General features: G+C 58.4%; 24 protein-coding genes. 15 read left to right on the top strand and 9 right to left on the bottom strand.

The features are described 5' to 3' along the window. The first annotated feature begins 9 nt into the window (after positions 1–9). Together DTW90_RS24595 and DTW90_RS24590 are read left to right on the top strand one after the other, a co-directional pair. Positions 10–1,035 (top strand): D-cysteine desulfhydrase family protein, encoded by a 1,026-nt coding sequence (locus DTW90_RS24595; RefSeq protein WP_149341580.1) that lies wholly within the window; start codon positions 10–12, stop codon positions 1,033–1,035. A 212-nt stretch (positions 1,036–1,247) separates the two neighbouring features. Then, positions 1,248–3,488 carry an EAL domain-containing protein gene (locus DTW90_RS24590; protein ID WP_149341579.1) on the top strand — a complete coding sequence of 747 codons (2,241 nt, stop codon included), beginning with the start codon at positions 1,248–1,250 and terminating at the stop codon, positions 3,486–3,488. Positions 3,489–3,676: 188 nt separating this feature from the next. Here the strand turns inward: DTW90_RS24590 and DTW90_RS24585 are convergent, their stop codons facing one another. Then, entirely contained in the window at positions 3,677–3,823 is a 147-nt protein-coding gene (locus DTW90_RS24585) for a DUF1127 domain-containing protein (protein WP_132526837.1), read from the bottom strand. Positions 3,824–4,042: 219 nt separating this feature from the next. Here DTW90_RS24585 and DTW90_RS37205 point away from each other — a divergent pair, with 219 nt between their 5' ends. The 3 genes from DTW90_RS37205 (at position 4,043) to DTW90_RS24575 (ending at position 5,054) form a co-directional block, all read left to right on the top strand. Then, positions 4,043–4,216, top strand: a complete 174-nt coding sequence (locus DTW90_RS37205; protein ID WP_188080028.1) for a hypothetical protein — start codon at positions 4,043–4,045, stop codon at positions 4,214–4,216. Next, a complete protein-coding gene (locus DTW90_RS24580) occupies positions 4,200–4,715 on the top strand; it encodes a GNAT family N-acetyltransferase (protein ID WP_149341577.1) in 516 nt (171 codons plus the stop codon). The genes DTW90_RS37205 and DTW90_RS24580 overlap by 17 nt, the downstream gene beginning before the upstream one ends. 141 nt (positions 4,716–4,856) lie before the next feature. Continuing rightward, complete coding sequence (locus tag DTW90_RS24575; protein ID WP_149341575.1) at positions 4,857–5,054, top strand: hypothetical protein; 198 nt, start codon at positions 4,857–4,859, stop codon at positions 5,052–5,054. 72 nt (positions 5,055–5,126) lie between these two features. Here the strand turns inward: DTW90_RS24575 and DTW90_RS24570 are convergent, their stop codons facing one another. From DTW90_RS24570 to DTW90_RS24560, 3 genes are all read right to left on the bottom strand, one after another. Then, the gene (locus DTW90_RS24570; RefSeq protein WP_149341573.1) at positions 5,127–6,014 is read right to left on the bottom strand and encodes an MBL fold metallo-hydrolase; all 888 of its coding nucleotides are present in this window, start codon (positions 6,012–6,014) and stop codon (positions 5,127–5,129) included. Between the two features lie 105 nt (positions 6,015–6,119). Beyond that, positions 6,120–7,097 (bottom strand): sugar kinase, encoded by a 978-nt coding sequence (locus tag DTW90_RS24565; protein ID WP_149341598.1) that lies wholly within the window; start codon positions 7,095–7,097, stop codon positions 6,120–6,122. Positions 7,098–7,410: 313 nt separating this feature from the next. After that, on the bottom strand, positions 7,411–7,635 hold the full coding sequence (locus tag DTW90_RS24560) for a hypothetical protein (RefSeq protein ID WP_149341571.1): 225 nt from the start codon (positions 7,633–7,635) through the stop codon (positions 7,411–7,413). Positions 7,636–7,891: 256 nt separating this feature from the next. Between DTW90_RS24560 and DTW90_RS24555 the strand changes: the two genes are divergently transcribed. Further along, positions 7,892–8,329 (top strand): EF-hand domain-containing protein, encoded by a 438-nt coding sequence (locus DTW90_RS24555; RefSeq protein WP_132526849.1) that lies wholly within the window; start codon positions 7,892–7,894, stop codon positions 8,327–8,329. A 158-nt stretch (positions 8,330–8,487) separates the two neighbouring features. Here DTW90_RS24555 and DTW90_RS24550 read toward each other — a convergent pair whose 3' ends face one another. Then, a complete protein-coding gene (locus DTW90_RS24550) occupies positions 8,488–9,555 on the bottom strand; it encodes a glycosyltransferase (RefSeq protein WP_149341569.1) in 1,068 nt (355 codons plus the stop codon). A gap of 447 nt (positions 9,556–10,002) precedes the next feature. Here DTW90_RS24550 and DTW90_RS24545 point away from each other — a divergent pair, with 447 nt between their 5' ends. The 5 genes from DTW90_RS24545 to DTW90_RS24525 all read left to right on the top strand — a co-directional run bounded on the left by DTW90_RS24545 (position 10,003) and on the right by DTW90_RS24525 (position 16,303). Then, complete coding sequence (locus DTW90_RS24545) at positions 10,003–11,868, top strand: ABC transporter ATP-binding protein (protein ID WP_149341567.1); 1,866 nt, start codon at positions 10,003–10,005, stop codon at positions 11,866–11,868. A 2-nt stretch (positions 11,869–11,870) separates the two neighbouring features. Next, positions 11,871–13,775 carry an ABC transporter ATP-binding protein gene (locus DTW90_RS24540; protein ID WP_149341565.1) on the top strand — a complete coding sequence of 635 codons (1,905 nt, stop codon included), beginning with the start codon at positions 11,871–11,873 and terminating at the stop codon, positions 13,773–13,775. Between the two features lie 181 nt (positions 13,776–13,956). Further along, positions 13,957–14,463, top strand: coding sequence for a helix-turn-helix domain-containing protein (locus tag DTW90_RS24535; protein WP_149341563.1), 507 nt, complete (start codon positions 13,957–13,959; stop codon positions 14,461–14,463). 81 nt (positions 14,464–14,544) lie between these two features. Beyond that, the gene (gene fabF, locus DTW90_RS24530) at positions 14,545–15,810 is read left to right on the top strand and encodes a beta-ketoacyl-ACP synthase II (protein ID WP_149341561.1); all 1,266 of its coding nucleotides are present in this window, start codon (positions 14,545–14,547) and stop codon (positions 15,808–15,810) included. Positions 15,811–15,877: 67 nt separating this feature from the next. After that, positions 15,878–16,303, top strand: coding sequence for a DUF4864 domain-containing protein (locus DTW90_RS24525; protein WP_132523767.1), 426 nt, complete (start codon positions 15,878–15,880; stop codon positions 16,301–16,303). A 184-nt stretch (positions 16,304–16,487) separates the two neighbouring features. On the opposite strand, the gene DTW90_RS24520 is transcribed toward DTW90_RS24525, so the two are convergent. Further along, entirely contained in the window at positions 16,488–16,733 is a 246-nt protein-coding gene (locus DTW90_RS24520) for a hypothetical protein (RefSeq protein WP_149341559.1), read from the bottom strand. A 132-nt stretch (positions 16,734–16,865) separates the two neighbouring features. Here DTW90_RS24520 and DTW90_RS24515 point away from each other — a divergent pair, with 132 nt between their 5' ends. From DTW90_RS24515 to DTW90_RS24505, 3 genes are all read left to right on the top strand, one after another. Next, positions 16,866–17,585, top strand: a complete 720-nt coding sequence (locus tag DTW90_RS24515) for a Crp/Fnr family transcriptional regulator (RefSeq protein ID WP_149341557.1) — start codon at positions 16,866–16,868, stop codon at positions 17,583–17,585. Positions 17,586–17,736: 151 nt separating this feature from the next. Beyond that, on the top strand, positions 17,737–18,057 hold the full coding sequence (locus DTW90_RS24510; RefSeq protein WP_149341555.1) for a helix-turn-helix domain-containing protein: 321 nt from the start codon (positions 17,737–17,739) through the stop codon (positions 18,055–18,057). Positions 18,058–18,110: 53 nt separating this feature from the next. Next, positions 18,111–18,548, top strand: coding sequence for an SRPBCC family protein (locus tag DTW90_RS24505; protein WP_149341553.1), 438 nt, complete (start codon positions 18,111–18,113; stop codon positions 18,546–18,548). A gap of 121 nt (positions 18,549–18,669) precedes the next feature. On the opposite strand, the gene DTW90_RS24500 is transcribed toward DTW90_RS24505, so the two are convergent. Further along, positions 18,670–19,563, bottom strand: coding sequence for a cell wall hydrolase (locus DTW90_RS24500; RefSeq protein WP_149341551.1), 894 nt, complete (start codon positions 19,561–19,563; stop codon positions 18,670–18,672). A 726-nt stretch (positions 19,564–20,289) separates the two neighbouring features. Between DTW90_RS24500 and DTW90_RS24495 the strand changes: the two genes are divergently transcribed. Continuing rightward, on the top strand, positions 20,290–21,018 hold the full coding sequence (locus tag DTW90_RS24495) for a DUF2971 domain-containing protein (protein ID WP_188080027.1): 729 nt from the start codon (positions 20,290–20,292) through the stop codon (positions 21,016–21,018). 17 nt (positions 21,019–21,035) lie between these two features. Here the strand turns inward: DTW90_RS24495 and DTW90_RS24490 are convergent, their stop codons facing one another. Further along, positions 21,036–21,539 carry a class I SAM-dependent methyltransferase gene (locus DTW90_RS24490; protein WP_348642659.1) on the bottom strand — a complete coding sequence of 168 codons (504 nt, stop codon included), beginning with the start codon at positions 21,537–21,539 and terminating at the stop codon, positions 21,036–21,038. 236 nt (positions 21,540–21,775) lie between these two features. Further along, positions 21,776–22,906: a tRNA guanosine(34) transglycosylase Tgt gene (gene tgt / locus DTW90_RS24485; protein ID WP_149341545.1), complete on the bottom strand. Its 1,131-nt coding sequence runs from the start codon at positions 22,904–22,906 to the stop codon at positions 21,776–21,778. Positions 22,907–22,993 lie beyond the last annotated feature (87 nt).

Here is a 22,993-nt window from a genome sequence, read left to right as displayed (position 1 = left end):
GAGCGGACGATGCAGATGTTTCAGATCCTGGATAAGTTTCCTCGGATTCGCCTGATGGCCGCTCCGACGCCTATTCAACGGCTCGAGCGCCTTGAGCAATGGCTCGGAGATCGGCGGCAAGGAGTTGCGATCTGGGTGAAACGGGACGACCTCATGGGACTTGGAGGAGGAGGAAACAAGCTGCGCAAGCTTGAGTTTTTGCTCGGACAGGCCCAATCGGAGGGCTGCGACACGGTCATCGCCCTTGGTGGTGTCCAGTCCAACTTCGCTCGCCTGGCGGCGGCGGCCTGTGCGCGCTCCGGTTTGGCGTGCGAGCTTGTCCTGGCGCAGATGGTTCCGCGGTTTGATGACCTCTACCGGAAGAATGGGAACGTGCTGTTGGATGACCTGTTTGGAGCGCGGCTGCACATCCTTTCGAACGGTGATGACCCGAAGCAATTTGCAGAAAATCGCGCCGCCGAGATCACCGCATCTGGCGGCAGGGCGTTTGTCGCTACACTCGGCGGCTCGACGCCGGTCGGATGCCTGGGTTACGTCGACTGCGCCTTTGAGATTGCGGCGCAATCGGCCGATCTTGACATTGCGTTCGACCGGATTGTCATCCCCAATGGCAGCGGCGGCACACACGCAGGTCTCGCCGCCGGCATGATTATGTCCGGCAATGACGCAGCCAGAGTAAGAGCGTATTGCGTCGTGTCACCACAGGAATTCGCGATATCCGTCACCGCCGACAAGGTGAATGCCGTTCTCGAACTCCTATCGGCCGGAGAGCGGGTTGATTCGAAAGACCTCACCATAAGTGACGGCCAACTCGGGGATGGGTATGGTATTCCGACAACGGCCATGGTCGACGCCGTCAAGACGCTGGCTCGGTCGGAAGGCCTGCTTCTCGACCCAGTCTATGGCGGCAAGGCCTTCGCCGGCCTGTTGTCCGACATTCAAGACGGGAACATTGCCCCCGGCTCCAAGGTGCTGTTTGTCATGACGGGCGGAACGCCGGCACTTTACGCCTATGCCGGCGTTTTTGGCCATTAGCATTCCCCTAGAATGCTGCCGCCAAGATGAAAGCGAGAGGCAGCCTATCGACATGGACAGCAATACTTCCAACTTGGACTAGGCTGTATCGAAGAGGCCGTGAGCTGCCTGCAGCAAAATATGACAGTTTCTCACACTTGAGCCTTCTCAATTAGACTTCCCTTAAGGCAATCGCGCGATGATGTTTTCTTCATCCTCAGGTCGCAGCCGGAATGCCCACATCCTTGGAAAAACTTCTCCATGAAGCAGGCACCTATCTTGGTCGCCGAGCAACCTTTGCGCCTGCAATATTGGCAACTGTCGTTGCGCTCATCGTGTTTGTCCTTGCGGACCATCAGCGACAGGCCCGGCTAAATGCCGACGAACGGGCAGAGGTAGCGGAGAAGATTACCTCGCTCGCGGCCCGTCTTCAAACGAACCTCATCGGCGACATTATGCTGCTGCAAGGTATCGTTGCCGGAATCGCGGTCAATCCGACAATGGATGAAGCCGAATATGCCAGGTTGAGCGCCCAGGTCCTGCAGACACCTTCGCAGCTGAAGATCATTACCGCAGCACCGAACCTAGTTGTCAGATGGGTTTACCCTACACACGGCAACGAAAAGGTGATCGGCCTCGACTACCGAACCGACAAGCAGCAGCATGACGGAGCGATGGCAGCCCGCAACAGTCATAACATCGTTCTGGTTGGCCCAATCCATCTTGTCCAGGGCGGTGAAGGGTTCATTGCGCGAACGCCGGTCTACATCACCGACGGCAGGGCCCAGACCTTCTGGGGATTGCTGTCCGGCGTGATCGATGTCGAGAAGCTCTATTCCGACAGCGGGCTGACCACCACCGATCTCGATATCGCGATCAGTTCCCCGGCCGCATCTGCAAACGCGAAAAATGTCTTTTATGGTGATGCGTCGATATTAGATCGCGATCCCATGTTCGCTTCGCTCGACATGGGTTACGGAAGATGGACAATTGCCGGAACTCCAAAGTCCGGATGGGGCAGCCACAATAACATGACCGTTTTCCGCCTGGCCGCCGGTGCGGTCTGCCTTGCGGTGGTCGCTCCAATGCTTTGGGCTGGATCCCTCGCCCGCTCGCGCCAGAAAACGATTGTGAAATTGCGCGAACGGGAAAGCGATCTCATGTTGGCCCGGCAGGACATGGAATATCAATCGCTCCATGACCCGCTGACCGAGCTGCCTAACCGCCGATACCTGGATCGACTGCTTGCTTCGGAGTATCTACGTCCCGAACGGACCCTGCTTTCGCTGATCCATGTTGACCTCGATGCCTTCAAGGAAGTCAACGACAGCAGAGGCCATGCCGGCGGGGACACGGTATTGCGCGTAACCGCATCACGCCTGCGAGATGTCATCGGCCCGGACGACGTTGCCATGCGTATTGGTGGAGATGAATTCGTCATCGCCACCAGGGGCGATAATCCGAAAGCATTCGTATCCCTTGCCCATTCGATCGTGCGCGAACTGTCGACGCCGATCCTGGTTGACGGAGTGGAATGCAAGGTCGGCGCGAGCGCCGGTGTCGCCTGGCAGCGGGAAAACGGGAACGTCGCTCATCTGCTTGGAAATGCCGACCTTGCGCTCTACGAGGCAAAGAGACAGGGACGAGGCCAAGCGGAGGTTTTCACCAGAAAGCTCGGTGATGCTGCGCGCGCCACCAAAAAGCTCGGTGACGAGATCGAGGCGGCCATAGAACGCAACGAACTGGTGCCCTACTTCCAGCCGCAGTTCGACGTCAACACCCATTCGATCGTCGGCGTCGAGGCTCTGGTGCGATGGGATCATCCGGAACGTGGCATTCTCGCACCGGCGCAATTTCTTTCCGTTGCCGAGGAGCGTGGCTGGTCCAGCGCCATTGACAGGCTGGTCCTGCAGCGATCGCTGTTCGAATTGACGCGCTGGGATGCCGCCGGCATGTACGTGCCAAGGATTTCTGTCAACGTTTCCGCGCAGAGGTTGGTCGAACTGGCGAATCGATGGGAGCTTTCCTCCCTTGTGTTCCAACGAGGCAGGCTTTGCTTCGAACTCCTCGAGAGCATCTCTTTCGAAGGCCAAAGCGCTGCGTTCCAGGCGTCGATCCAGAACGTCAAGGAGCTCGGCATCGACATCGAGATCGATGATTTCGGTACGGGCCATGCATCGATATTGAGCCTTCTCGAGCTCCGGCCGCGGAGGCTGAAGATCGATCGACAGATCGTAATGCCCATCACGCAGTCCACCTCCCAACGGCGATTGGTGTCCTCGATCGTCGAAATCGGCCGATCTCAAAACATCGAAATCGTCGCCGAAGGTGTGGAAACGATGGAGCACGCCAGCATCCTTCGCGATCTTGGATGTCACGTCCTGCAGGGCTATGCCTTCGCTCGACCCATGTCTTCCGAGGAGTTCATGCGCTTTTATGAGGCTCGCAAGCAAGCGGGCCAGCATGTGGCCTAACCGGTAAGGCGACGGCTGGGCGCGACAATAAGCTCAGATTATGGATACCTTGGCGTAAAAATAGGCAGCGGCTTGCGGTCCGGATGCTCGCTATGCGCCAATCATCATTCCGGACTTGTGGCATCAAAACAAAAACGCGCCCGTATTGAACCAATACGGACGCGTTTTTATATCGATGATATTATAGGTTAGCGGGTCACTGCAGACCGCGCTACGTCGCGGATCTCATCCCGGTTAATGCCGAGGTCGTGAAGGCTGCGGTTGGACATGCGTCCAAGTTCTTCAACGGTTTTGCGGTATTTACGCCAGTTGTTGATGCTACGTGCGAGGCTCATTTTAATCCCCTTTCCTTGGGTTCCTGCGATGGCTGCCGTTCGAGGCGCTCCGTTCGCTTTGATGAGAGATATATAATATTGATCCCTGTACCAGAGTAGCGTGAAGCTTACCCCTCAGCCATGCATTAATCGCATGGCTCGAAATTCTCAGGTACCGAATGTCGGCGGGCTCTGTACCGTGCCCCCATATGGGGAAACACTCACACACAGGCGGTTATCATGGTAAGCAAGATCAGACGTGCACTGACCGTGCAGGAACGCGCGGCCGCATTCGAAGACATGAGCGGGATAACAATGGAAGCAGCGGAAGAGGAGCGCAGGCATCGGGAGAAGAAGACCGAACGGCCCCAAAGGCTACGACTTGCCGGAGCCGCAGATGCCTCGAAAAGATAGTGCTTCAGGCGGCGTTGCAGAACCCCAAGCCCTGATCCGGGTTGCCAGATCATCGGATACAGCCGTTCTCGGCAAATACGGTGCGGCTCTGGTCGCTCTTCACAACACCCTGGACCCACAGCGCTTTTTCCCGACGACGGACAGAACGGAAGTGTCCTATGCCTCATGGCTGGGACGGCAGCTTGAGCGCGAGGATGTCGTCCTCCTCGTCGCGGAAGTCGACCTTTCCGTCATCGGCTATGTCTACGGCGTGCTGGAGGGGCCGGACTATATGGCGTTGAGGGGACCGGCCGGGGTCATTCACGACCTCTTCGTCGATCCGCATCACCGACGTAGCGGAGTAGGCAGCAGGCTGTTGCAGGCGGCGATCAGCAATTTTGAGGAGCGCGGGGCGCCGCGAGTCGTTCTGTCCACGGCGGCCCGCAACGAGGTGGCGCAGAGACTGTTCGCATCGCTACGGTTCCGGCCGACGATGGTCGAAATGACCAGGGACCTGTGAGCGCGCAACATCCCCTACCGCACCAAAATGCCATAGTCGGATTCCCTGCCGGAGAGGCATATGGTATTCTTGCTTCAAGCTTGACCACCGGATGAGATGGATTTCACGACGCCGCACCAACAGGTTTGCAGGGAGGCAGCAATGGCGAAGCAGACGACATTGGTTCCCAACGTCCATGGCGAATTGCGAGACGGGACAGATATGTTACCCGAGCGCGTCGACATCATGAGCGAACTGTTCCCCGCACCCAGAGTTCGGGCCTCGGATCGGGAACTCGATGAAGCGCTTCGTGAGACTTTTCCAGCGAGCGATCCTGCCGCTTCGGGCAAATTTGAATAGCCCCGCGAAGATGGAAGGCCATCCAAACCTAGCTAGACCTGTGTCTCGCAGCTCTAGAACGACGTCTCCCCGCTATTCGGATTTGTCATCCGGAGCCCATTTGAAGTGATCGCCTTCGGCCTCGATATATCCCACACCAGGGAAGGGAAAATGCGGCGCGAAAATCCTCTCGTGGCTCTTCGCGACCGAGCCCAGCGTTTTGACGCGGTTCTGTTCGCCTTCCGGCTTATCGCCGTCGAACGATATCGCCCAGTCTGGCTTGGCAAGCGAGATGATGGAACTGTGAGCGGTATCGCCGATATCGAATAGCCTCTCCTTTCCTGATCTTATCTGGTAGCCGACATGACCCGGCGTATGGCCGCTCAGGGCCACAGATGTGATGCCAGGGGCAACCTCGGCACCGGGTTTGAACGTCTTTACATGGTTCGCGATGACCTTGACGATGTCGGCCAGCTTTTCATTTGCCTTGGCATAGGACCACTCCGCTTCCGACATGCGGATCGTGGCATTTGGAAAAGCGAGCTTTCCATTCAAAACCAATCCACCGACGTGATCAGGATGAGAATGGGTGATCAGGATTTCGTCCACTGCATCAGGCTTGTAACCAGCCTTCGCCAAACTGCCCTGAAGCGCGCCGCCGACACCGGTGTCGATCAGGATGAGGTACCGGTCGGACTTGATCAGCAGCGCATCGACGCTGAGTGTGACAGTATCGGTCGGTGCGCCCGCGGCCTTGAGCAAATCCGCGACTTCGGAAGGGTTGTGATCGAGACCAAAAATCTTGCCATCGTTGGGTTGGACAAACTGCGCGTCATGAAGGGCGACAATGTCGAGCTTCCCCAGTTTGAAAGCCTTCGCGTCCGGCTGTTGCTGCGGCATCTGCGCGAAAGCAAATCCCTGATACCCCACCATCAGAGCGGTCGCGGCCAATAGCTTCGCCGAAATCTTGAAATCAAGCATCTCACTTCTCCCCCGAGCAAAAATCGTAATACACCTTATTCGAGTTTACACGACCACGCATGTCACTAATCGGTGTTCAACAGGATCAGCCCAAAAGGACCGGCATCACGCACGCCTTTTCGTCGAAGAGATGAACGCGTCGAGTTCCTGCAACGTACCGGCTCCCTCCATCGGTCCACGGACCGTGACATTGCGAGCGCCGGCGGCAGACGCGTATGTGAGCGCCTCGTTCGGCGCCATCCCGAGACGGCGGCATGTAAGGTAAGCGCCGCCGAAGCAGTCGCCAGCGCCGGTCGGATCAACCTCCTCGACGATGAAGGCGGGCGCGTCAATGCGCTCACCGCCGCTGCTGAAATAGGTTGCGCCTTCGGCGCCGCGCTTCAGGACGATCTCCTTCACGCCGATCTCAAACAGGCGGTTGATCGCATTCGCCTCGCCTTCCACGCCAGCGGCTCTCTCGAGCTCCTCTCCGGACGGAAGAAGCAGGTCGGCGGCGGCTACAAGCTTTGCGAACCGCTGCTCCGTCGCCTCGTCCAGTCTGAGCTCCTTGCGGATGTTGGGATCGACGGAAAGCGTTCCGCCCCTCGCCTTGACGATATCCACCGCCCGATCGATGACTTCGCGCGCGCTCGGCACCGACAGCGCCGATCCCATGACGTGCAGATGCCCTGTGCGCTCGATGAGCCGGCGGACGTCGTCGGACCATCCGAAGCGCGCGGCCGCGGACTTCGCAATGTTGTAGACGAAGTCTCTGGAGCCGTCTTTGCGGTAGCGGACGAACGCGCTGCCCGTCGGATAGTCGGCATCGACCGCGATTGTCGAGATGTCGACACCGTCACGCTTCAGCCTGTCCGTGTTGACACGACCGAAGTCGTCATCGCCGACTGCGCCTACCATGGCCGACGAGCCACCGAGGCGTCCGCATTGTGAAATGAAGATTGCCGGTGCGCCGCTCGGATATGGTCCGACGAGGGACTGCGCTTCGGTAAACCCATCGCCGACGGTCATTGCGACGATCTCGACCAGAATCTCGCCGACACAGACAGTAGGACCTAGCTGGTCCGGAGCAAGTGTTGAAGTCATGCAATCCTGCTTTCGATATGTGGTTCCTAAGGTCGTCGCTACTTGCGGCAGCCAGCTGTCCTCGCTTTCGAACACGACCTCACGCTTGTAGTCGATGTCAAGCAGCGCATCGAAAATCAGGTCGAAGTTGATCACGCAATCGCCGAGATAACCTCGTATGCCTTCGCGATGTGGAGCGTATCAATCTTGTCGCTGACATACGGATGGTCAGCGCTGCGCCGGTGGACGGAGGCAACATGATTGCATGCGCAAGCAAGATCAGGCCTGGCCCACCTAACTACGGTTCAGGGCAATGTGCGGCTCAATTAAATCGTCAGATGCATACCGGGAACGCCATACCCTGCGGAAGCCAATTCAAGATGATCGGTGTCGTTCCCTCTTCGTCGATGGCAGCCCATCCGGCGATCACCTTCCAGTCTATCTGCTGACTTTTGCCGTCGAGGATTACCGTCAACGAGCCCTTGCTTCCCCCAATAACTTCCACAATGAGCGTACGGCAGGAGCCGTCCGCTTGCAAAACGTCGATCGCGTATCTCATAAACCCTCAGCGCATGTTTGCATAAAATATGAATGCAACTCACGTTCATAGAGCACCGAGGTAAGGAAATAGTATCCCTGACGGCGATTGCTATCTGATTGCGCTAATTTATCGAGTAGCGAACCCCACCCGATCCCGGAGGGAGGCCATTGCCGTTATAATAGAAACCATTAGTACACGTTTTCGGCAAGATTGAAGCAAGTTTCGCCCCACAGGTTGTGTTGCGCCCCGCATATCCAACAAGGGATGGAACACCATGAAAGTAGACTCCGACAACTCAATCTACAGCCTCTTCGTGCCCAAAGCCAAAAAGAGCCCGTCCGTTGCGGATGAAAAGTTCGATGTGCATGTGGAGCCGCCAAAGGCACCTCAGGTCAAATCGGATGAAGAGCTCGTCGGCGATTTCTACTCGCGGATGGCTGACCAACTCGTCGACGCGGCTGACGTCAACGGCGATGGAGAGGTCACGAAAGACGAATATATGGCTGCCGAAAAGCGCCTCGCAGAAGCGAACCATAAGCCGTTCGACCAGAAATCTGCCGAGAACTACTGGTCGAAGCTGGACACGACCGGCAAGGGATCGGCCAGCGAAGACGATATTCTTGGCGGCCTCAAGAATATCCTCAACGTGAACGTCGGACACCTCGATCCAGGCTATGCCGAGGCATTCCGTACACGAGCGCTGGAGAAATAGCACTCCTCTGCATGCGGACATGCTTGTCACTAAGCGATTGTACTTGCTGATATAATGTTGATCTGAAGCCGCCGCTATCTACTTGATGGGTTGGCGGCGGTCTCGATCATACGTCGCAAGGCCGCTCTATGACACCCCGTAGGAGTGCTTCACACGATCTATCCCATGGCATGCCGGATGGCTTTCGAAAGCCGCAGCAGAACGTCGGGTCTCGACGAGGCCACGAGCTTCCACGACAGGACGGCTCGCGCCATGCGAGCTGGCAGGACGCCGACGGACAGAAACCAGGCTGCGAGCAGCGCACGGCGTCTTCGCGATGCGTTCATATCCAGGCTCGCGACGGCGCCGGCGGTCGCCAGGCCAAGCCTGGAGTCGTTGGCTACGGGATGCAGATCCTTGTCCATGCAAAGCGATGCCAAGCGCTCTTCCAGATGAACGGGATCGCGCAGACCGACATCCGGCGGCAGGTCCAGGCCGATCTCCGTTGCCTGATCCGACAGCGCCTCCAGCCGATGGAAATCATGCTCGATGCGCCAGCGCGCCCGCTGGCCGAGCTTTTCGGCAAACACGGAGTGGTTGGCGCCGTGCATGCGATAGGCACCAAGACAATCGTCGATCGACGTCACATCTCCGTGGAGAGGCGCGACGGTCGCGAGATAACCATCGGCTCCCTGGCGGAAATCCTTTTCCGGAACCGGCATGATCGCCTCCAGCGCCGAGCGGTCGAACGCCAGGCCGCTGGTAACCGTGGTCTGATAGCGTCCCTTCTGCAGCAGTTTCGGGGTGACATCGCCGGATTCGAAGGCCAGTTCGGGCGGCGGGAAGACGTCCTTCACGCGCATTTCCTCGTCGACGATATGCAGTCTGAACTGCATCTGGGCGGTCCTGTCCTCCCAGGCATCGACGATCTCGGTCACCGCATGGGGATAGAGATAATCGTCGGCGTCGAGGAACAGCACGATCTCGCCCTTGCTGGAGGCAAAGCCGGTGTTGAATGCAGCGGCATGGCCGCCATTCTCTTCCCGCAGGCAGGCCTTGATACGCGGCCCATAGGAAGCAACGACACTCGCCGTTTCGTCCGTCGAGGCATCGTCGACGACAATGACTTCCGCATTGTCGTAATCCTGCTCCAGAGCGCTATCGATGCAGCGCCTCAGAAACCGAGCATAGTTGTAATTGGCGATCACGACGGAAACCGGAACACGGTCTTGGGTGGAATACCTCACATTGAACCTCGCAAATCTGCTCTGGTCGCGGTGAGCCTTCTCATTCAGGCCCTGTGAATAAACCCGTTCCCGGCAAACCCACCGTTTGAGGCGAGAACGTCGGCCGCAGAGGCGCGGATCGACGGGTGTTGCGGATCCTGCTTGATCCGTCTGTACCTTGCTAAGCCTCCCCAACTATGTGGCATTTGAATGACTCCTGCCCGCGACCCGGCATTTCGTGCGAATACCGGCCCCCACAATCCGCCTGCGACCGGATGCCTCAGACTGGCCTTGCCTGCTTGCCGACGGTTTGGCTTCAACACGGTTTCTAACGTTAGGGTGGTAGTTGTGACCACATCGCCCCTTGAATGACCGGGCGGAATCGGCAAAATTCATCATATCAATCATTTCAGCGATCCGAACCCGACGCTCGGGCCCGCCTCGTTCATAATATGCTTGGAAATTAGCGTGAGCAGCGATTCATCAAGAAGCGCGGCGAAGCCTTTGGCATCGTTGGCGCATGTCAAAGCAGCCGGTTGGGGACGTGGCCTTTCGACCATTGTGCGCATAACGCATATGACACTGCGACACCCCTGGCAGACCAGTTTTGCGATCGGATCAACTCTTGTAGCTGCAACGTTGCAGTTGATGATCCCTCGCCTGTTGGGCCACGCTGTCGACCAGACGCAAACGGCCTTCGCAGGAGGCGCAGCCGGACAGGCGGCCGAGGCAGCACTCTGGACCACGGCGCTGCTGCTGCTCTTCGTCAGCATATTCCGTGGTCTTTTTACCATGGTGCAGAACTACTTCAGCGAAGCTGTCGGCCACCACATGGGCTACGAGCTTCGCCTCGCTTGCTATGAGAAGATCCAGCAACTGAGCTTCAGCTTCCACGACAGCGTCCATTCCGGAGATCTGATCACGGTCGGCCTGCTCGATCTGGAAGGCGTGCGCATGTATTTTTCGACTGCGCTGGTGCGCATGGTGTTGCTTACCATGCTGATCGGCATCGGCGCCTACATGCTTTTGTCGACCGACATGTTGCTCGGGCTGCTGGCGCTGAGCTTCGTGCCCTTCGTCGCCTGGCGATCATCTGTCACACAGCTGCGACTGCGCGCCACCTGGCTCGACCTGCAGGAACGACTGTCGGTTCTGACCCGCATCATGGAAGAGAATCTCGGCGGCATCCGCGTGGTCCGCGCCTTTGCCGCCCAGGCCTATGAGATCCTGAAATTCGAGAAGGCGTCGCACCATGCCCTGAGCCTTGCGCACAATCGTGTCGGCATCCGCGTGGTGAACACAAGCGCCATGAACTTTTCCTTCTTCGCCGCCATGGGCCTCGTTCTGTGGATCGGCGGCAACAAGGTGATTGCGGGCGAGATCACCGTCGGCACCCTCGCCTCGTTCCTGACCTTCATGACCATCCTGCAGATGCCGGTGCGCCAGCTCGGCCTGATGGTCAACGCCTTTGCGCGCGCTTCTACCTGCGGCTCGCGCGTCTTTGGCCTGCTGGATCTCGACATTGCCATCAAGGATGCCCCGGATGCCAAGCCGCTTGAGGTTACGGCAGGCACGCTGCGCTTTGAGGATGTCGGTTTCGCCTATCCGGCGGCCGAGGATCGCCCGGTGCTGAAGCACATCAGCTTCGAGGCAAGGCGTGGCGAAACGATCGCCTTCGTCGGACCGCCCGGCAGCGGCAAGTCCACCATCGCGCATCTGATCCCGCGCTTCTACGACACTACGTCAGGCCGGATCACGATCGACGGTCAGGATATCCGCAAGGCGACGCTGCAATCGTTGCGCCATGCCGTTGCTGTCGTGCAGCAGGATTCATTCCTGTTCACCACCAGCATCGAGAACAATATTGCCTATGGCGATCCGTGGGCGAAGGAACAGCGGATCGAGCGCGCGGCCGAGTCCGCACAGCTTCACAATTATATTCTCGGCCTGCCGACCGGATACGAAACGGTTGTCGGCGAGCGAGGCGTATCGCTGTCCGGCGGACAGCGGCAGCGCCTCTCGATCGCGCGGACGCTGATGCTGAAGCCGGCGGTCATGGTGTTCGACGATTCCACCGCGGCAATCGATGCCGCGACCGAGCAGCGCATCCGCAGCGCGATGAAGCGTTTTGCTCGGGACCGGGTGACGATCATCGTCGCCCACCGGCTGAGTTCGCTGATGCATGCCGACCAGATACTTTTCGTCGAGAACGGCCAGATCGTCGAGCGCGGCACGCACCAGTCGTTGCTTGCCGCCGGCGGGCGGTACCGCGCGCTGTACGACCTGCAGGTCCGGCCGGAGGATGAACTTCCCGTCCTCAAGAAGGGGGCATAGACATGGCCGAAGTGACTGAAACGGAGCGCAACGACGTTCGCGAAGACGGGCGCCGCCCTCCCCGTGCCGTTGTCGGATCGCATCGCGTCGAGGAGGAGATCTTCGGTAAGGTCTTCGACGGCAAGATCATCCGGCGGATCTGGGCCTTCGTGAAACCCTATCGCAGGCAGATGTATCTCGCCGTTTTCGCGGTGCTGATGTTCACCGCATCGCAGATCGTCATTCCGCTGCTTATCCGCTACGCTATTGACCACGGAATGGCGCCGGGGGCCGCTTCCGATCATTCGGCCCTCAGGCTCGCGATCATCGGCTTCCTCATCGCTATCCTGGTCAACTACGCCGCCAGCTATGTCCAGGAGACTGTGGTCGGCGGGGTTGCGGAAGAGGTGCTGTTCGATATTCGCAAGGCGATGTTCGTGCATCTGCAACGCGTTTCCCTGTCCTTCATGGACAAGACCGAAGTGGGCCGCCTGATGTCGCGCCTGCAGGGCGACGTCAACTCGATGCAGGAGTTCCTGGAGACTTCGGTGCTCTCGGTCGGCGATATCGCCCTGCTCTTCGGCATCATCGTCGTCATGTTGTGGCTGGACGTTCGTCTCGGGCTGCTGACGCTCTCGGTCATGCCCATCCTCTTTATCATTCGCCTTTTCTGGCTGCCGCGGGCGCGCGTTGCCTTCATGGACGCGCACGAAACCAATTCCGTCACCAACGGGGCGCTGGCCGAGGCCATTCATGGTGTGCGCGCCGTCCAGGGCATGGATCGCCAACGCGTCAACTTCAATCTCTTCGACGACAAGGCGCATACAAATCTCAAGGCGCACCTGACGGCGGCGAAATATGCACAGGTAATGGTGCCGATCGTCGATACGCTGACGGGCATGGCCATGGCCTTCGTCATCGTCGTTGGCGGTTCGATGGTGCTGAGCAACAGGCTGGATGTCGGCGTCATGGTCGCCTTTCTGTTCTATATCCAGCGCTTCTTCGATCCAATCCGCTCGCTCACCATGCAGTATTCCGTCATGCAGCGCGCCATGGCCTCGGGTCAGCGCCTGACCGAGGTGCTCGATGTCCCCGTCGATATCGAGGATGCGCCCGATGCCGAGATCTTGCCGCCTGATATGGATGGCTCGGTCGAATTCCGTGACGTGGTTTTCGGCTACAATCCGGATCATCCGGTGCTGAAGAATGTCAGCTTCAGGGTCAATCCGGGCGAAACGGTCGCGCTCGTCGGGCCGACGGGCTCGGGCAAGTCCAGCTCCATGGCGCTGATCCATCGCTTCTACGACGTCCAACAGGGACAGGTGCTGGTCGGCGGCTATGACGTGCGCGCCCTCACCCAGGATTCGCTCGGGCGGCAGATCGCCATGGTGCTGCAGGAACCCTTCCTGTTTACCGGAACCGTCTTCGAGAACATCCGCTATCACAAGACCGAGGCGACCCGCGAAGAGGTCATCGAGGCGGCAAAGACCGTCGGCGCGCATGAATTCATCATGCGGCTTGCCCAGGGCTACGATACCATGCTCGGCGAGCGCGGCGGCGGCCTTTCGCTCGGCCAACGGCAGCTCGTGAGCTTTGCCCGTGCGCTCGTGGCCGATGCCAAGATTCTGGTGCTCGACGAGGCCACGGCCAATATCGACAGCTACACGGAGATGCTGATCCAGAAGGCGCTGGTGAAGCTGCTGGAGAATCGCACCGGCCTCGTCATTGCCCACCGGCTGGCAACGATCCGCGAGGCGGACCGGATCATCGTCCTGCAAAACGGCCAGGTGATCGAAATGGGCAACCACGCGGAACTTATGGCCAACGGCAAGCTCTATTCGAAGCTCTATAATCTCAACTACGCCTCGTTCGACGATATCCCGGAGGAGGCGCTGGATAAGTCAGCGTCCACGGATTCGCAGACTTGACGCTACCGATGGCGAGGCTGAAAAAGCATTATATTATCGCTGCATGTAATTGATTTTATACCCAATATTTCTTCTTGCAATCAGAAAATCCCGCGCTCGCCAGCGTGGGATTTTTTGCGTTCGCGATCCGCGAAAGATAGTAACTTGCATTTTGATAGTTACTGGTGCTATCCACTGCGGCATGCAACGCACCTGCTCCACAGAACTCAACTGCCCCGCCGCCCGCTCGCTTGAAAGCGTCGGCGACAGCTGGAGCATGCTTATCCTGCGTGACGCCTTTCAGGGCCTTACTCGCTTCGACGCATTTCAGAAGAGCCTCGGCGTTGCGCCGAATATCCTGACGCGGCGGCTGAAGCATCTGACAACAGAAGGCCTCTTCGAGCGCCGGCTCTATTGCGAGCGGCCGCCGCGCTACGAATATGTGCTGACCCAGAAAGGACGGGATTTCTTTCCGGTCATGATGGCGCTTTTTGCATGGGGAAGCCAATACCTTCCGCCAGAAGAGATCGCCATGCGCCTCGGCAATCCCGAGACCGGTGAAGACCGCGAACCCCTACTCATCGATCGTGTCACGGGACGCGCCTTCTCTCCGGAGGAAACCGTCATCAAACCAGGCCCGGCGGCCGACGAGGTCGTCTACGAACGCATCGCGCATATGCGCGCGTGGTTCCTGGGCTTCGACGGCTAGAGTTTTGATTTAACGCAATTCCGGACGCCAAACTGCTTTGCGCTTTTGCCGGAATTGCAATGAACAGATAGGAGCAATCATATGGATCGCATCGTTGTAACCGGCATGGGCGTCGTATCGCCGCTCGGCGTCGGGGTCGAGACTGCCTGGAAGCGACTGGTGTCGGGCACGTCCGGCCTGCGCGTTCTGCCCGAAGACGTGGTCGGAGACCTGGCGGCCAAGGTTGGTGGCGTCGTCCCCGATATTGCCGAGGATGCAGAAGGTGGCTTCGATGTCGACCGTTACATTCCGGTCAAGGACCAAAAGAAGATGGACCGCTTCATCCTTTTCGCCATGGCCGCCGCCGAAGAGGCAATCAAGCAATCGGGCTGGCAGCCGTCAACCACAGCCGAATTCGAGCGTACCGCCACTATCGTCGCATCGGGCATCGGCGGCTTCCCGGCGATTGCCGACGCGGTTCGCACCGTCGAGACGCGTGGTCCCCGCCGTCTTTCGCCCTTCATCGTCCCCTCGTTCCTCGTCAATCTCGCGGCCGGCCAGATCAGCATCCGCTATGGCTACAAGGGCCCGCTCGGCGCGCCTGTCACGGCCTGCGCGGCAAGCGTTCAGGCCCTCGGCGACGCGGCCCGGCTGATCCGCTCCGGCGAGGCCGATGTCGCGATCTGCGGCGGCGCGGAAGCCTGCATCGAGAAGGTCAGTCTCGGCGGCTTTGCGGCGGCACGCGCCCTCTCTACCGGCTTCAGCAATCGGCCGGAAGAGGCATCCCGTCCCTTCGATACCGGCCGCGACGGCTTCGTCATGGGCGAAGGTGCAGGCATTCTCGTCATCGAGACGCTGGAACATGCGCTTGCCCGCGGTGCGACCCCGCTTGCAGAACTCGTCGGCTACGGCACGGCTGCCGATGCCTATCACATGACCTCAGGTCCGGAAGACGGCGATGGTGCGCGACGCGCCATGCACGCGGCACTCTCGCAAGCGCGCATCACGCCGGCGGAAGTCCAGCATCTGAATGCGCATGCGACGTCGACCCAGGTTGGTGACCATGGCGAGATGGAAGCGATCAAGACGATCTTCGGGCGCGAGGGCGGCATTGCCGTCAGCGGCACGAAATCGGCAACCGGGCACCTCCTCGGTGCCGCCGGCGGCCTCGAGGCAGTCTTCACCATTATGGCGCTACGCGACCAGATTGCACCCCCTACCCGCAATCTGGTGGAACCGGATCCGGCAGCCGAAGGCATCGATCTCGTCGGTGCTACGGCGCGGCCAATGGCCATGGAATATGCCATCTCGAACGGCTTCGGTTTCGGCGGCGTGAACGCCAGCGCGCTATTCCGCCGCTGGCACTAAAACCGGCCCCTTTCCGGCAGGCAAAAACGCGCTATCATTTTCCGGATAGAGGCCGGAGACCGTTCCCATGCGCGCATTGCCTGCCGTCTTCATGCTTGCCGGATATCTCACCATCGCTCCAGTCGCTCATGCGGAAGATCCGCTGCAGGCTACGCAAGCCATGATCCAGCAACAGATCCAGGCCTTCCTGCACAACGACCCGGCGACGGCCTATTCCTTTGCAGCACCCGGCATCAAGGCGCTTTTCCCTGACAAGGACGCCTTTTTCGCCATGGTGAAGAAGAGCTACGAGCCGGTCTACCACCCCGGAAACTATGCCTTCGGCCGCAACAAATCGATCGATGACGGCGCCGTGGTCTATCAGGAGGTGCTGATCACGGGCACCGACGGCAAGGACTGGTCGGCGATCTACCAGGTCACTCGACAGCCTGATGGAAGCTACAAGATCAACGGCGTGCAGATCGTGCCGAACACGACGAGCCAAGGTATCTGAGGCGAGACATCCGAACCGCGCCTTTGTCTGGCAAACGCATTCGTTTCCCACATCCAATATCTCAGGATCTACTTGCAACTGACTGATGGCGATATGTCATAATTAAATGAGACTCTATAGCCTTCAATCTAAGTTGCGCCCCAATTGCTCTTGTCCGGGTTGGGGAACGAATGTTTCGATCGTCCTATTGGTCTCTATCAAGCCATTCGTTGTTGTATATCAGGCTCGCGACCGAAATCGTTCGGCCGGTCTCGTCACGCACCCTTACTGAAATTACCGTCCTGTCGCTCACCGGCAGTTCGTCGCGAGCGATGTCGAGAACAATCCGCGCGATCTCTCGGGGGACGGCTTCTCGGGATGGAAGCCTGGTGCCCTCTTCATCGCGTACGGGCCCGTCGCCATTATGCAAATCGAAAAAGTACCGGTTCATGAGCATCACCTGATCCCTACCGGCTAACTAATCGGCATTAAATTTTGTTCCCAGTGGATGCGGCATTGATTTTAATAGAAAATACGGAAGCGCGCCTGCTCCGAACCCTTCCGTCGGGCACCGGAGTCGATCGTGATTGAGCCGCTCCTCTTAAACCTGCGGAGCCACGATATTCTTTCGGAGGATGAAGTCAGGGATCTCACTTCGGTAATCGTGAAGGAACGGCGCTTCTCCGCCGGCGAGGACCTCGTCTCGGAGGGCGCACGCCCGACCTACAGCACGCTTCTGCTCGATGGCTTTTCGGGCCGATACAAGGTTCTGTCCGATGGCACGCGGCAGATAACGGCGCTGCATGTGCCGGGCGATTTTGTCGACCTGCATGCTTTCCTGTTGAAGCAGATGGACCACGGCATCATTGCAATGTCGGCATGCCATGTTGCCTTTGCCGACCATGCGCAATTGAAGAGGATCACCGAGAAATCTCCTCACCTGACCCGGCTTCTCTGGCTGGGGACATTGGTGGACGGCGCTATCCATCGCGAATGGATCGTCGCGATGGGCCGCAGGTCGAAGAAGGCGCATCTTGCGCAGCTTATCTGCGAGCTGTTCGTCCGATTGCAGGTGGTGCATCGAACTAATGGCTCCAGCTTCCAGTTCCCGCTGACGCAGCTGGAAATGGCCGATGTGCTGGGCCTCTCCCTTGTCCATCTCAACAAGACGCTGCAGGCGCTTCGCAAGGAGGGCACTTTCACTTGGGAAAACCGCACCATCACCATCGTCGACTGGGAGCGCCTCCAGGAGATCGCTGAATTCGATCGGACCTATCTCAGTCTCACTGTCGAGCCACGATAGTCCCTGTCGGATTACGGTCCGACCAGTCCTCAACAGCCGACTCCATCTGTCCATCCGCATAGCGGCCAACGCGACCTGCACAGATATTGCCTTGACAGGCAACCTTTTGGTTCCCTATATAATAGGCAACCAAAAGGTTCCGTATATCGACATGGATGATGACGCTGTCTTCAAGGCTCTGGCCGACGGAAGCCGCCGGCAATTGCTGGATCGGCTTTACGAAAGAAACGGCCAGACCCTGAGCGAGCTCTGCCAGGGTCTGGACATGACTCGCCAGGCCGTTGCGAAGCATATCGGCCTGCTCGAGGAAGCCAACCTCGTTTCCTCGGAACGTCGCGGCCGAGAGAAGCTGCATTTCATCAATCCTGTTCCGATCAACGAGATCGCGGAACGCTGGATCGGCAAATTCGAACATCGGCGCCTGAGCGCGCTGGCCGATCTAAAGAAGACCCTTGAAGGCGGCGGTCAATAGTTCGCGCCTGTCGCCGGAACATTCCGATGCCCTGAATAAAGAGGAGTTGAATCATGGCTGGCAGTAAATTCGTCTACGTTACATTCATCCGCACCACGCCGGAAGAACTTTGGTCCGCGATCGTGAACCCCGACTTCATGCGGAAATACTGGTTCAACATTCATTTCGATACGGATTGGAAGCTCGGCTCATCCTGGAAAATGATGTTCCCCGACGGCCGCGTCGCAGATACCGGCGAGATTGTTGAAGTCGAGCCCGCCAAACGCCTCGTGCTCAAATGGCGAAACGAATTCAGGCCGGAGCTGAAGGCCGAGGGTTACTCGCAGTGCGTCTTCCAGATCGAGCCGGTGGGAAATGCGACTAAGCTGAGCATCACGCATACGATCGACGTTGAAAATGCCAAATTCATTGACGCCGTATCGGGCGGCTGGCCGCGCATACTTTCCAATCTCAAGTCCTTGCTCGAAACCGGCGAAGTGATGGAGATTTGAGAAGACCGACGAGGGTTGCGTCTTCAGCCTTGCGCTATAAGAGAAGCCGCCCGAATTCTCGGACGGCTGACCTATTTGCTAACCTGCGGCGTTGGCGAAACTGCCGCAAGAGCCCACGCTGTTAGAAAACCGGGCGCGGCGATGGAATTGCTATCGGCATCGCCGGATCGGGACGGATGCTTGCCGTCACAGTCATATCAGGCGCTGAGGCCGGGATAGGCGGCGGCGTCAGGATCGGAACAGGCACTTGCGTCGGAAGCAGCACCGGCGCTTGCGCTGCCATGGTGGTCGCGGGCACGGTCGCGGCAGCTGCAGACGCCATGACCGTCGGGGATACCGCAGCCATAGTCGTTGCAGGCGCTGTGATTGCATTCGTTGCGGTCGACCCGGTGTCTACAGGAAAGTAACCCATCGTCGACATCGTCTGCACAGGCACGTAGTTCATTGCAACTTCGTAGCCCGGAAGCGGTGCGGGCGTTTCGAGCTGCCCGTATTCATCGCGCTTCTCGTAGAAGGCGTTTCCGCCTGCAACTGCAACGTAATGCATGTTGTCGTAAGGGAATTTCAGGCCGTTGGTATGGAAGAACATCGCGTCCTTGACGCCGGGATGCCGTTCTCCGCGGAGCAAGGCGTTCGCAGCAAGATCAAGGTCCGGCTCGGCCTGGGGAAGAACCACCCTGGTCATGACGCCGGGCGCAAACTGCTTTTCCTGCGCGACGATCCCACAGATCGTGCTGGGATAGGCGCCCGAAGTCAGCCGGTTCATCACAACCGTTCCCACCGCCATGTAGCCATCATGATCCGAGTGCTCCGACTCGAAATACATGACGCGCTTCAGACAATCGCGGTCCTTGGCGGTGTAGTTGTAGGTGACTTTCCCTCCCCGGCTCAACCGGGATTTGGAAGAATTCTGCGCGAGAGGTGTCATCGTGGACGCAGTAGTGCAACCCGTTGCCGCCAACCCCACAAACAATAACCCAGAGATACAAGTACCCAAAGCACGTTGCGCCCTCAACGTCAGGTGCCTCCTATTTGAATTCAGCCCTTATCGGTTAGGTGAAAACGTTTTAGCTGAAGTTAACAAAAACCCCAACCCCGTGACGTTCACAAAATACCCGCGCATTTTGAGGGAATATTTTATTTAAGAAACTTACGTAATTTATTGATATTAAAAGAAACCGCATGCGTGCGCATATTAAAATTCGTTAACATTCAGTCGGCGAAGGAAAATAAAAAAATATGATTTTCTTTTCGTGGCTCACGAAAGGAGAGCGTTTGCCGGCTATCGGACTGGCCAAAATCGCAGTCAAGGCCGGTAGATTCTCCCCTTGATGGGTGGCCCTCGCGCGCCCTCGTTCGATGCCTCAACTCTACAAATCATTGCTTGATTTTCACCGCCTCAACTCAGGCTTGCTCTCGGATGCGCGCAATCGTCTTGCTGACGTCGTGATCGAAGGAACTCTCTGCGGCGCTCCAGAGATTCGTTAGTATTTTAGTGATTACAGATTGATCCCGGTGAATTGAGGTATACGGTTAGGTTGAAGGCCTGCCGGCGGCAGTAGGGAGCTGATCATCAAGGCACAGGATGGACAAGACCCACAAACACCTGTCAGTGGAACCGCCGACCGATCGGCTGGGTGAGCCCGACGACGGTGTTCGCAGGCTCTATCACTACACCACGATGTCCGGGCTGTTGGGGATTGTCGAAAGCAAGAAGCTGCGCGCGACCGACATCCATTACATGAACGACGCCAATGAATTTAAGCATGGGCTCGCGATATTGGGCGAGATCGTCAAGGTCCGTGCCCAAACCGCGGCGGGAACCACCAAGCTTTTTCTTGAGACATTGCCGACCCGGGTGGCGCAATTTTCAAACATAAATCTGTTCGCGGCCTCCTTCACCGAAGATGGAGATCTGCTAAGTCAATGGCGAGGCTATTCCCAGGGCGGCGGTGCATCCATCGGGTTTGACACAGCGCAACTCAAATATCTCGCCTCCCTCGCGGGCTTTGATCTCATCAAATGCATTTATAATGACGAGCTGAAGAGGGAGATCGCGGGCGAATTTCTCGATCGCAAACTTGGCCATTTGGGAAAAGAAGCTGGCATCGACACGCGGGGCGCTTACTTTGCGGCCAATGGTCTGCTGTGGGAATACTACCAGTTGGCGGCTTGCTTCAAGGATAGCGCCTTTTCCGAAGAGAACGAGTGGCGCCTGGTCTCGAAGATCGCGGCAAACACCAACGGCGCGATTTCCTTTCGAGCAACGTCCAGCATGTTGATCCCCTATCTTGAGATCCCTCTCAGCCAGGACGGTCAGGTGCAGCCATCTCTTGGATTTGACCGGATCACGATCGGTCCCAGCTCGCACAAGGAACTGATCGAGAATGCTTTCGTCATGCTATGCGAACGCGGCGGTATCCTGCCCAAGCATATTGGAAAATCGCAGAGCCCCTACAGACTTCTCTAGCGTCCTAGTGGAACCGCCTATCGAGGTAAGCGTTCTGGGAGTTTCTCGAAAGTGTTGAACTGGAAGTTCTGCACCGATCCCCAAGGGGTTGTGTGTTGATACCTCTCGCTCTTCAGAAGCTTGAATTGCTCTCCGAGAACTGCCTGTAGGCTTTCTGCATCGTAGCGGATGACGGGCAAGCCGCTGCACTTTTCCGGCCCGTCAGGCGCAAAGGCGCCGATGATCGCCCTGCCGCCGTCCTTGAGCGCTTTTGTCAGCACGCGAACATAGGCCTGTTGATCCGCCTTAGCAGTCAGGAAGTGGAATGCGGCTCGGTCGTGCCAAAGATCGTACTGGCGATCGGGCGTCCACGTAGTCACATCGGAAACAATCCATTCTATCCGCGAAGCGTCTGCCAATCGCGCTTTTGTGGTATCGAGGGCCGCGTCAGATAAATCAAGCACGGCTATTCCGGCCTGGCCGGATGCCTCCAAGGTGTCCACCAAGTGCGATGCGCCTCCGCCGATATCGATGACGGACATTTCGGGCATCAAACCGGCTTCGCTCAGGAGGCGCAGCGAAAGGTCGGGGGTATCCTCATACCAGCTGACCTCGTTCTCCGCCTTGGTCGTGTACACATTTTGCCAATGCGCTTTCCGGTCAGTCGCAGTCATCGGATCATCCCCATTTGAAACCGACCTTAGCAGATATCGGGGTCAGTTCTCGGTAACGATTTTATGTACCGTGAGCGCTGTATCGGCTGACTGCGAACTTTACCTCAAACCGGCTCCAGATCGCCCTTTGCCCAGTTTTCCTGCGTTTCCGCCATGAAATCGGCGAAGCTTCCCTCGGCAATCGCCTTGCGAATCCCCTGCATCAGTTCCTGATAATAAGCGAGATTGTGCCAGGAGAGCAGCATGCCTCCGAGAGCCTCGTTCGAACGAACAAGATGGTGGAGATAGGCGCGGGAATAGTCGCGCGAGGCGAGGCAATTCGACTGCTCGTCGAGCGGGCGCATATCCTCGGCGTGGCGGGCGTTGCGGATGTTGACCTTGCCGCGGCGCGTGAAGGCGAGGCCGTGGCGGCCGGAGCGGGTCGGCATCACGCAATCGAACATGTCGATGCCGCGTGCCACCGACTTCAAGATATCGTCGGGCGTGCCGACGCCCATGAGATAGCGTGGCTTTTCCGATGGCAGCACCGGCAGCGTCGTCTCCAGCATGCTGAGCATGACATCCTGCGGCTCACCGACCGCGAGGCCGCCGACCGCATAACCCTTGAGGTCGAGCTGCTTCAATGCCTCGGCCGAGCGGATGCGCAGGTTCGGCTGGTCGCCGCCCTGGACGATGCCGAACATCGCCTTGCCGGGCTGATTACCGAAGGCGACCTTGCAACGTTCGGCCCAGCGCAGCGACATTTCCATCGCGCGCTCGATTTCCCTGGGCTCGGCAGGAAGCGCCACGCATTCATCGAGCTGCATCTGGATATCGCTGTCGAGCAGGCCCTGGATCTCGATTGACCGCTCCGGCGACATGTGATGCGTAGAACCATCGACATGCGACTTGAAGGTGACGCCCTTTTCGTCGAGCTTGCGCAGGCCGGAAAGCGACATGACCTGGAACCCGCCGGAATCCGTCAGGATCGGATGCTCCCAGCGGATCAGCTTGTGCAGGCCGCCGAGGCGGGCGACGCGCTCAGCCGTCGGGCGCAGCATCAGGTGATAGGTGTTGCCGAGGATGATGTCGGCGCCGGTCTCGCGCACTTGATCCAGATACATGGCCTTGACAGTGCCAACCGTGCCGACCGGCATGAAGGCCGGCGTGCGGATCGCACCGCGCGGCATGGAGACCTCGCCGAGGCGAGCACCGCCGTCAGTCTTCTTCAGGGTGAACTGGAACGTCTCGGTCATTTAGAGCCTTTCATGGCTATATTAAAACATTCTGCCGGAGCAGGTTTGTGACAGGGCAGAGGCGATTGGCGAAGGGCATACCCCCTG

Source organism: Neorhizobium sp. P12A, assembly GCF_008365395.1.
In the GTDB taxonomy this organism is placed as follows: Bacteria; Pseudomonadota; Alphaproteobacteria; order Rhizobiales; family Rhizobiaceae; genus Rhizobium.
This window is presented reverse-complemented; position numbering and strand designations above follow the sequence as displayed.

Coding starts and splice junctions, on each gene's coding strand:
- DTW90_RS24595 (WP_149341580.1), top strand. CDS start 10: ATGCAGATGTTTCAGATCCTGGATAAGTTTCCTCGGATTCGCCTGATG.
- DTW90_RS24590 (WP_149341579.1), top strand. CDS start 1,248: ATGCCCACATCCTTGGAAAAACTTCTCCATGAAGCAGGCACCTATCTT.
- DTW90_RS24585 (WP_132526837.1), bottom strand. CDS start 3,823: ATGAGCCTCGCACGTAGCATCAACAACTGGCGTAAATACCGCAAAACC.
- DTW90_RS37205 (WP_188080028.1), top strand. CDS start 4,043: ATGGTAAGCAAGATCAGACGTGCACTGACCGTGCAGGAACGCGCGGCC.
- DTW90_RS24580 (WP_149341577.1), top strand. CDS start 4,200: ATGCCTCGAAAAGATAGTGCTTCAGGCGGCGTTGCAGAACCCCAAGCC.
- DTW90_RS24575 (WP_149341575.1), top strand. CDS start 4,857: ATGGCGAAGCAGACGACATTGGTTCCCAACGTCCATGGCGAATTGCGA.
- DTW90_RS24570 (WP_149341573.1), bottom strand. CDS start 6,014: ATGCTTGATTTCAAGATTTCGGCGAAGCTATTGGCCGCGACCGCTCTG.
- DTW90_RS24565 (WP_149341598.1), bottom strand. CDS start 7,097: ATGACTTCAACACTTGCTCCGGACCAGCTAGGTCCTACTGTCTGTGTC.
- DTW90_RS24560 (WP_149341571.1), bottom strand. CDS start 7,635: ATGAGATACGCGATCGACGTTTTGCAAGCGGACGGCTCCTGCCGTACG.
- DTW90_RS24555 (WP_132526849.1), top strand. CDS start 7,892: ATGAAAGTAGACTCCGACAACTCAATCTACAGCCTCTTCGTGCCCAAA.
- DTW90_RS24540 (WP_149341565.1), top strand. CDS start 11,871: ATGGCCGAAGTGACTGAAACGGAGCGCAACGACGTTCGCGAAGACGGG.
- DTW90_RS24535 (WP_149341563.1), top strand. CDS start 13,957: ATGCAACGCACCTGCTCCACAGAACTCAACTGCCCCGCCGCCCGCTCG.
- fabF (WP_149341561.1), top strand. CDS start 14,545: ATGGATCGCATCGTTGTAACCGGCATGGGCGTCGTATCGCCGCTCGGC.
- DTW90_RS24525 (WP_132523767.1), top strand. CDS start 15,878: ATGCGCGCATTGCCTGCCGTCTTCATGCTTGCCGGATATCTCACCATC.
- DTW90_RS24520 (WP_149341559.1), bottom strand. CDS start 16,733: ATGAACCGGTACTTTTTCGATTTGCATAATGGCGACGGGCCCGTACGC.
- DTW90_RS24510 (WP_149341555.1), top strand. CDS start 17,737: ATGGATGATGACGCTGTCTTCAAGGCTCTGGCCGACGGAAGCCGCCGG.
- DTW90_RS24505 (WP_149341553.1), top strand. CDS start 18,111: ATGGCTGGCAGTAAATTCGTCTACGTTACATTCATCCGCACCACGCCG.
- DTW90_RS24495 (WP_188080027.1), top strand. CDS start 20,290: ATGAACGACGCCAATGAATTTAAGCATGGGCTCGCGATATTGGGCGAG.
- DTW90_RS24490 (WP_348642659.1), bottom strand. CDS start 21,539: ATGTCCGTCATCGATATCGGCGGAGGCGCATCGCACTTGGTGGACACC.
- tgt (WP_149341545.1), bottom strand. CDS start 22,906: ATGACCGAGACGTTCCAGTTCACCCTGAAGAAGACTGACGGCGGTGCT.